The sequence below is a fragment of the Bartonella sp. AA89HNZF genome, from assembly GCF_042196905.1.
In the GTDB taxonomy this organism is placed as follows: Bacteria; Pseudomonadota; Alphaproteobacteria; order Rhizobiales; family Rhizobiaceae; genus Bartonella.
Genome location: NZ_JBHIRD010000019.1, coordinates 20,455 through 29,378 on the forward strand (window position 1 = coordinate 20,455; position 8,924 = coordinate 29,378).

At 38.7% G+C, this 8,924-nt stretch carries 6 protein-coding genes, 1 tRNA gene and 2 pseudogenes; 6 read left to right on the plus strand and 3 right to left on the minus strand.

What is annotated here, in order from left to right:
* Nucleotides 1-877: 877 nt before the first annotated feature.
* Nucleotides 878-962 (minus strand) — tRNA-Leu (locus ACFIN0_RS07885).
* A 221-nt stretch (nucleotides 963-1,183) separates the two neighbouring features.
* Here ACFIN0_RS07885 and ACFIN0_RS07890 point away from each other — a divergent pair.
* The 3 genes from ACFIN0_RS07890 (at nucleotide 1,184) to ACFIN0_RS07900 (ending at nucleotide 3,197) form a co-directional block, all read left to right on the plus strand.
* Entirely contained in the window at nucleotides 1,184-1,789 is a 606-nt protein-coding gene (locus ACFIN0_RS07890; RefSeq protein WP_375606496.1) for a YqaA family protein, read from the plus strand.
* Between the two features lie 12 nt (nucleotides 1,790-1,801).
* Nucleotides 1,802-2,374 (plus strand): disulfide bond formation protein B, encoded by a 573-nt coding sequence (locus ACFIN0_RS07895; RefSeq protein WP_375702268.1) that lies wholly within the window; start codon nucleotides 1,802-1,804, stop codon nucleotides 2,372-2,374.
* A 298-nt stretch (nucleotides 2,375-2,672) separates the two neighbouring features.
* Complete coding sequence (locus ACFIN0_RS07900) at nucleotides 2,673-3,197, plus strand: type II toxin-antitoxin system PemK/MazF family toxin (RefSeq protein ID WP_375608131.1); 525 nt, start codon at nucleotides 2,673-2,675, stop codon at nucleotides 3,195-3,197.
* A 1,371-nt stretch (nucleotides 3,198-4,568) separates the two neighbouring features.
* Here ACFIN0_RS07900 and ACFIN0_RS07905 read toward each other — a convergent pair.
* Nucleotides 4,569-4,781, minus strand: coding sequence for a hypothetical protein (locus ACFIN0_RS07905; protein WP_375610238.1), 213 nt, complete (start codon nucleotides 4,779-4,781; stop codon nucleotides 4,569-4,571).
* Between the two features lie 289 nt (nucleotides 4,782-5,070).
* Nucleotides 5,071-5,730 carry a hypothetical protein gene (locus ACFIN0_RS07910; protein WP_375702269.1) on the minus strand — a complete coding sequence of 220 codons (660 nt, stop codon included), beginning with the start codon at nucleotides 5,728-5,730 and terminating at the stop codon, nucleotides 5,071-5,073.
* A 1,332-nt stretch (nucleotides 5,731-7,062) separates the two neighbouring features.
* Here ACFIN0_RS07910 and ACFIN0_RS07915 point away from each other — a divergent pair.
* The 3 genes and pseudogenes from ACFIN0_RS07915 to ACFIN0_RS07925 all read left to right on the plus strand — a co-directional run.
* Nucleotides 7,063-7,872, plus strand: a complete 810-nt coding sequence (locus ACFIN0_RS07915) for a VIT1/CCC1 transporter family protein (protein WP_375702270.1) — start codon at nucleotides 7,063-7,065, stop codon at nucleotides 7,870-7,872.
* A gap of 232 nt (nucleotides 7,873-8,104) precedes the next feature.
* Nucleotides 8,105-8,637, plus strand: a pseudogene (gene dut, locus ACFIN0_RS07920) (dUTP diphosphatase).
* A gap of 78 nt (nucleotides 8,638-8,715) precedes the next feature.
* Nucleotides 8,716-8,924: pseudogene (locus ACFIN0_RS07925) on the plus strand (hypothetical protein); the annotation flags it as partial.

Below are 8,924 nucleotides of genomic sequence, written 5' to 3' on the forward strand. Positions count from 1 at the left end.
CATTTTGCGAAAGCACCTACAAGAATATAAAATCTATAAAGCCTCTAAAGCACTATTTTTTAAGCCTCTAAAGCTCCCGTTTTTTAAAGAGTGGAGATTACGCACTACCCCATGTTTTTGTTGCTCACATATCTTTTTGGCGATCACGCCCCTCATGTCATACGACAACGCTTCAAACCAAACACACTCAAATTCAAGACACTTTGGTTGCCAATTCACATGCGTGTTTTAAAGAAACAGCTCTCAAAACCCTCAAGCCCATTTTGCGAAAGCACCTACAAGAATATAAAATCTATAAAGCCTCTAAAGCACTATTTTTTAAGCCTCTAAAGCTCCTGTCTTTTAAAGAGAGGAAATTACACATTGCCCCATGTTTTTGTTTCTCACATATCTTTTTTGGATCACACCCTTCATATCATACGGCAGCGCTTCAAACCAAACACACTCAAATTCAAGATACTTGGGTTGCCAATTCACATGCGTGTTTTAAAGAAACATCTCTCAAAACCCTCAAGCTCATTTTGCGACAGCACCCACAGGAATATAAAATCTATAGAGCACCATCTCTACACTTCATAAAAATGCAAGCTGGCACCATCCATCATATACTTTACCTCCAATGATGCCCTTGAAACAGCATAAGAGGCATTTTTATTCATTTTTTGTAAAATTTCACTCCACGCGAGCTCATCTAGCTTGCAACGTACGAGCGACATGATTTTGGTTGATTTACTATAAGCAGACTTGAAATGAGAGAATCCTACGGTATTCGAGGTTTTTCATTCAACATGCAAAACATTGAACACGGTCTATAAATCCCATGTTTTATAAATCAAAGCGATGCGCCGTAACAGGATAAAGGAAAATATTTATGAAGTGGTGCGGGTGGTCGGACTCGAACCGACACTCCTCTCGGAACCAGATTTTGAGTCTGGCGCGTCTACCAGTTCCACCACACCCGCACACTGCTATAAAAGACAGGACTATAAAAGACAGACTTGTCGATTATTCCTTTGCACTATATGAAGAAGAACAGATTCGTCAACAGAAGACTTCTCATTTTTTAAGAATTCATATCATTTTCTTATCTATTTTATGGAATATTTTCTTTATTGGATTTCTCTACCGGATTTATAGCAATCTCATTTGTAAAGTCTTTACCTCTTAAACTTATAAAAGCCTCATGATATTAAACAAATTAAAGCTTTGGACGATTTCTTTAGCAAATCGGCGTACAGCACCACACTGGCTTGGTTTCATTGCCTTTATTGAAAGTTCTATTTTTCCAATTCCCATAGATGTTTTATATATTCCGATGCTGCTTATCCATCAAAAGCGGGTTTATCGTTATGCTTTGATTGCGACGATCTGTTCTGTATTAGGAGGCATTGCCGGTTGGTTTATCGGACATTTTGCCTATGATACCCTTGCCAAACCCATTTTAGAAATTTATGGTAAGGTTGAAAGTTTTGAATCTCTGAAAAATAGTACAACCCTGCAATTTCTCATCATTTTACTGATAACATCAGGTTTTTTTCATCTTCCCCCCATCAAGATTGTCACAATTTTGGCCGGTGTTATGAGTGTGCGTCTTGAATTTTTCATTCTTATTTGTATTTTTTCCAGAGGCGCTCGTTTTTATCTTCTTGCGTGGCTGATTAAACATTTTGGGCAAAAAGCAATGAATTTTCTAGTACAGCATTTTAAATGGATTGTTCTCATTGGTTGTGTTAGCCTCCTTTTAATTTATGGGATTTTCATAGCTTTTTTAAACAAGAAGCTTTTATAAGGAACAGACTTAATGGCATGCGTTTTGTCTTCTCATCCACTTTTACACAAGCACCTTCATGTTGAACCCAGCAGAAAAGAACAATGTTTATGGGCTTTTTTTCTCGCTTTTTGCTTGTCTGCCACAATAGGGATTGCCCTTGGTTTTGAACATTTCGGAGGATATCTTCCTTGCGATTTATGTCTCATAGAGCGTTTTCCCTATTATGGTGCCATACCATTTTTGCTCTTAGCAGGTTTTGGGGCATGTTTTTTTCGCACAACGGCTTGGATACAACTTTTATTTTTGTGTGTTTTTGTCTTAATGTGCATCAGCCTTGTTTTAGCCGTTTATCATGCGGGTGTTGAATATGGCTTTTGGGAAGCTCCCCTCAGCTGTGGTTTAAGCGCAGTCAGAAAAACCTCAGACATTAACCAGCTGCTTAACCAATTAAATAGCATTCATCCCCCTTCTTGTTCTGAAGCATCCGTACGCTTTCTTTTTCTCTCATTTGCCGGTTGGAATGTCGTCTCAAGCCTATTTTTCTCCCTTATAAGCCTCTATATCGCTTCAAAAGGAATTCTTTCAGTCCATAAAAAACTCTAACCATAAAATAGAAACGAAACCGCGTACACTCGTTCTCTCCAATAGCTTCCCCTCTAACCAACCAACCCTCCAGTCACCAATCCCCACCCAAAACCACCCACCGCCAAACCAACCCACCAACACCAACGAGTTACCAACATCCCTCCTCTAACGTTGTACTCAAAAGACAAAAATAAGCAGAGACATCCATTTTATGGTTTCATCTCTCTGTACTTATAAGCAACATTTTGATAAAAACTCGTGATAGAAAAGCCGTAAAATAATAAGTGAGGGGACCAATAAATATAAATGGTCTGCTATGGCTGAAGATAAGAACACAGCGCCTTCTACCCTATCACCTATTTCCTTAGATATAACCAAACTTGAAGAACCATGTGTTATGATGGAACATGATCATAATGCATGGCGCGAGCATATAAAAGAAAGGGATTTAAATGCTCCTTACGAAAAACCACCTCATATAAAACCACGAATCAAATCGGCACCACGCATCAGGCAAGTTTTTTGGTGCGATTTTCCTCATGATTCAATACTCCCTGAATTTTGGAAAAAGCGGCCTGTTTTAGTGCTTTCTAAGAATGCAAAATTATATGGAAATGTGACAGTTTTACCTTTTTCAACGAAATCACAACCCAATAATCCCGCTGCGTATCCAATACAATCTCCTATAGAGAATAAAAAAGCATGGATTATCTGCAATTATGTCACAACAGTTTCTGTAAGTCGTTTAAGTTGCTCACGTACCGTTCCAAGATTATCCTGCGAAGATTTTCATAAAGTTGTAGCTCTGATGCTCAAATATTTACCGCATTTACACTATTGACTTTTGAGAAAAATAAGTGTACCTATATCAGCATACACGGCATCAGTAATGGTGGCCGCTTCCCCGCAAGGGGAGATAGGAACGAAGGAGTGGGAAACCGCTCCTTTCGTCATTTTTGGTATTTTTTTGAAAACTGCCATTTTTTGCAACCTTCCCTAGAACATATCCAACATTCATTCTCCACCGTTGTTGTTTTGAAATATTTGCGATTTGGGATAAGCAGAAGACAATATCCACACCTTGGATCCGGTAAAGTTTCCCATGGAGATTACCGAGATATTGTACATACTTATCATTTCATTGCACAAAAAATCGTGCTGCCGTTGCTTAAACTTTATATGATTTTCCGCAATGGGAATATCTTTCCAAGATTGAAAAAAGCTTCGCTTTATATGACCACACCTCAAAATAGTATTTTTACGAGATAACAAAGAAAATTCTCTAATAAACTAGAAATCAACCCCCAATCGATTTCTATCTCTTCACCAATAACAATTGTTTATTGCCCTAACCGCATTATTTCACCTGTCACACGACCCAACATAGCTTTTACAGATAGATTTTCTTCCCCTTTTCCGAGAAACGATCTATGCTATTTTGGGATTTACTGCTAAATTGCGTATGCTTGCACTTTGAATACCTTTCTCTCACCATATAAAAGGTAGATAAAAAAATAATTTCGTTTATCAGCTTTATTTTAAAGATATACCTATTTTTTACAGGATACGTTTTCCTTTCTATCAGCCCTATCGCATTTAATACACTTGTCGTTTCTAAACATGAACAACCAAGCATCACAATGAAGCAATAGACACCCATTGTAGCTTGTCATCAAGTTTTGTATATTTTGACACTAGGTTTTGTACCAATTAATTTTTTTTCAAAGAGTTTTTAAAAGGCTCTCAAAGGGGGGTCAAAGACCTCTCAAAGCCTTCTCTCATTTTTAGCATGAAAATGCACTTTTTTCTGATTTTCACTCTTTTTAGCTCTTTTTTACAATTTTAAATGTCAAAATCTATTTTGACAAAACGCGCATTGAATGCTAAATTTTATACATAAAAACAACGAATTACCACCTAATCCCACTGAGTATAAAGCCTAGTGTCAAACTACACCCATCACTTTCGTTGGCACTTGCATTGACAAGAGATAAACAAGAGCATTAATCACCACACACGGAACAAAAGTCTATAGAGACTACGCCATAGACTTTCGCCACGCAAGGGTTATTCTTAAAGCATATTTATGATGAGATAATCATTTATGACATCCTTTTTGTTACGCCAAAGAACGGGTTTTGCTAACGAGTTTTACTATTGTGCAAATTTCTTAAGAAAAACTCTCACTGGGTCTATAGATAGCAAGATTTCTTTATGGAGAGCGCACATGACGCTCAGCTTTGACCTTTTCCATAACAAGGGTAAATTCAAACTTTAACCAATGCGATAGTAGACCTATTCTAAACGATTTACGCACCACCTCATCAGCAACAGGCTGCTCCAATATTGGTGTATTTATCGGTGCACTTACTTGAGAATTTTTTGCACTTCCACGCACCGTAAAAAAAGAAAGTATTTTTATCATATTTAAATCCATTTCAGTTGATTTGGATTTTAAAAATGACCAAAAAAATCAAACAAAAATAGAGAGGTAAGTTACGAAAACTACAGGGTAAATTTTACTGCCCAAAATGTCTATTTTCCCCCGCCTGAACAGTCAGAGGAACACTATAAAAATTATTTTTATTGAAAAACAATTACTTATAATCTAGGGAAGAAAAGTAAAAATCCCCCCAGAAAAAGAGATTATCTTCAAAATTATCAAAAAAAGCAGCACAATTTTAGTGATCTTTTTATTTTTTTTTTTGATAAAATTAATTGGCAGGTGTCTTAGGCGCCCCTCCGGTAGGTTCCCAATTCGCAACAGCCGCTAATTCCTCAATAAGCTTCTCTCTTGGTAAATTATCATCATCCACCAACTTGTACTGAACGGCATTGTCACTAAGCCACTTTATAAGCGTTCCTTTAACAGTTTTACCACCCTCAGCCTCACTCACCGCTTGCCATGCCGCAACAATAGCAGCAAGCTTTGGAGCATAACGTGGATGCGTTGGATCTTGAAACGCATATTTTTGATCCTTAGTCTCAGCAAAATTATCCTCAGGGAAAAAAACTTTAGGTCTCTTACCACGCAATAAAAGCCATTTCCTCAAATCATCTAGGGAAACAGAAGAATATTCAGCAATAGGATTCTCCTCCAAACGAAACCCCTGAAAATCACAACGATAGTACCATTCTACCCTTAATTTTTCCTCTTCTACTTCTCTTACTATCTCATTATAAACAGCTCGGAATAAAGCAATTTTAGCGAGCGGTACTTGATTCCCTCCTTCGTAAATATCACTGCCTCCAGGTCTGAGTGCGTTGGTAAATTTACATATGAGTGGATTCAAATCCACTATCAATAACGCTGCCTGCAGTATTGTTATTTTTTGAGAACGTAAAAGCCATTCTATACTTTCATCAATTTCCATATATTCCCCGCTTTTTCTACAAAACTTAACATATTTTTCAAAATGCTAAGAGCAATCTCCTTCACTGACACAGAGATTATACTCCCCTCACATTGCACGCTTATCACACTTTTTAATAATCCCACAACCACACCCCTCCTTGTGATCCACAAGAAAATGATTTGAATTGCTTCAATATAAGAAGTTTTGAAATGAGAGGAATTCTACTGAATTTTGGGCTTTCATACAAGATATCAGGCCAGTTACAAGGCGATAAATGCCCCTTCATAAAGCATAAATTTTTATGCGTGATCAAACAATTTGATATGATAATATCTCTTTCATTTATGCACTCCCACCCTTAAACCTGCCCCTGCAATTACAGCACAAAAGATAATTCGTTACATCAAATCCACCTCTAAATGCAAAAGCTGTAACAACGCTAAAATGCGCGTAAATATCATAAGAATACTGACTTACCCCCCCACACAAGCGGAATGCGTGACGTCAAACTGTACAATAAAATGCCATACCTATAATAAACCGAGCTAAAAGCTGTCGCAACATTGGGAGCTAAGGTGTATGACGATGCCGGGCTTGCTCTTTATGAAGTAACAAGCCAGCACCATCTATTTGCCAGCCCCCAATATTGCGACAGCCCTTGGCTCTTAAGACGGTTCATAAGAGCCATTTTTAGTTCTTTCTTCTATAGTTTTTACCCACACACCAACCCCGCTTGTAGTGTGCAAGCAAGTGATTTTGATTGATTCAAGATAAACAGATTTGAAATGAGAGAATCCCACGTTATTCGGGAGGCTAATTCAATATGAATAACGCTAGATTATCATTATAAATCAATATCTTTTATGCAGCGTAAAGATGGAAAGACTCAATGGAGTGTATATTATTGTATGAAGGCTTTACTGTTTTACTCTTTTATACTCTTCACGGACGCCCTCATGAAAGAGACTTTTGTTCCTTGAAAAAAGTCTCTTTTAAAGAATTATTTCAAATTCCAAAGATTATTATCGTCTTTTGAACCCGTCAAATGAATGATCGTGCCCGCTTATTTCCATATATTCACAATACATTAGAATGCTCCATTGAAAACGTCCCATAATAAAGCATATTTTCTCTCAATGCTTTCACGCCCCCCTCTCGACCCCACTTAATAAATCTCCCACTTAATAAATCTTCCTGTACTTGAATTTATTTGCCAGCTTTACTTTCATAGCATCCCAGCATTTTTTTACTGCAACCTTTTTGCAATTTTTCAGTTTTGAATTTTTAGATTGACTTTCGGTTTATTTTTCTTATGTTTTAGAATTATTCTAAAGTGCAAAGGAACAGAAAATGTTGAAATCGTTTTTTTCATTTGTACAACGTAAAGCTCTGTTCTTTCGTTCAGCACAAAACGTGATGCTTCGCGCACTCAAAATAAAAGAGCAACATGCGGCGCTCTATTTAAAATATGCAAAAGCTCTCGAACCTTATTCCTCTAAGGAAGCCGCGGTTTTTACCGCTATGGGGCTTCAAGAGCTTAAAAATTATAAGCAACTTTTGTGCCTTTCTTGCCATAATCGTGCAAACACCATCGGTTCATTATGTGACAAAACTTCTCTTGTGAAAGGCAAGAGCCGCCATCCCTCCCAAAAAACAACAGCGGCAAATCACACCATAAAAAAACCTTCGAAAACGCAAAGACAAACACTTTTGACTTGGATTCAACCAGGTCTAGCAGGGTTAATGGATGGCTCTGTTTCCACCCTTGCCCCCATTTTTGCCGCAGCTTTTGCCACGGGAGACACGCATCAAACTTTTTTGATAGGACTCTCAGCTTCAATTGGTGCAGGACTTTCGATGGGTTTCACAGAAGCAGCCCATGATGACGGCAAATTATCAGGACGTGGTTCGCCATTAAAAAGAGGCCTTGCCAGCGGCATTATGACCACATTAGGAGGATTAGGCCATACGCTTCCCTATTTGATCAACTCTTTTTATGTAGCGACAATTATTGCTTTTATCATTGTTTTTTTCGAACTCGGCGCCATCGTCTGGATTCAGAACAAATTCATGTCAACTCCCTTTTGGCGCGCTTCTTTACAGGTCATCATTGGAGGTGCCTTGGTTTTTGCCACGGGTATACTTATCGGTAGTATCTAAAAAAATCTTATCTGTAACCATAATTTAGATCTCAAATAAGCGCATGCCCCTAGGCATAAGCCATCATTGATGATGTTAGGTGGTGTTGTAGAATATTTTAGGTCAGCAAGAGATGATAAGCAAGCTCTGGGGACAACCTATATCCACAGACCTTTATCGACTTGGTTTTATAGATATCTTTTGTTAAAGTATCATTTTCTTCTAGACCTCATATTTTGGAAATGCCTCGATCATGTCGCACACTGAAACCAACGCCCCTCTAAACAATCATCCTGTCTCTTCTCAACCTTCACATGCCCAGACTTTATTTGTTCAGCGTCTTGCACACGGACAAGGTTTAGAACTTCCTTGCTACGCGACAGCGGGTTCTGCTGGCCTTGATCTACGCGCCGCCATTGGAGAAGAAGAAACGCTTGTTCTTAGCCCTGGGGAGCGTGCTCTTATTCCAACAGGTCTCATTTTTCATTTATCCCTTGGGTTTGAAGCACAAATACGTCCACGCTCTGGCTTAGCCTTAAAACACGGCATCACATGCCTCAACACTCCAGGAACGATTGAGTGTGACTACCCGGAAGTGAAGTCAAAGTCCTTCTTATCAATTTAGGCCAAGAAGACTTTTCAATCCAACGGGGCATGCGCATTGCCCAAACAGTCATCGCCCCTGTATCCCAAGTTAATGTTTGCGCCATTGAACCAGAGCAAAATACCCAAAGCCATAACGAGAGCCGTGGAACAGGAGGTTTTGGTTCAACGGGACACACTTAAGAGGCTCTGAAAAATCGCTACTCTCAAAATAACACATACCCAACCACTCTTTCACTGGAAATTCTTTGGGCTTTTAAAGTGCAGAGGGAATACGCATTTGCTTTCAAAGTTTTTTCACTAAACGCACCTCTAAACAAGTATCCTTACTCTTCTCCAGTCTCTTCTCAACCTTCACATGCCCAGACTTTATTTGTTCAGCGTCTTGCACATGGACAAGGTTTAGAACTTCCTTGCTACGCGACAGCGGGTTCTGCTGGCCTTGATCTACGCGCCGCCATTGGAGAAGA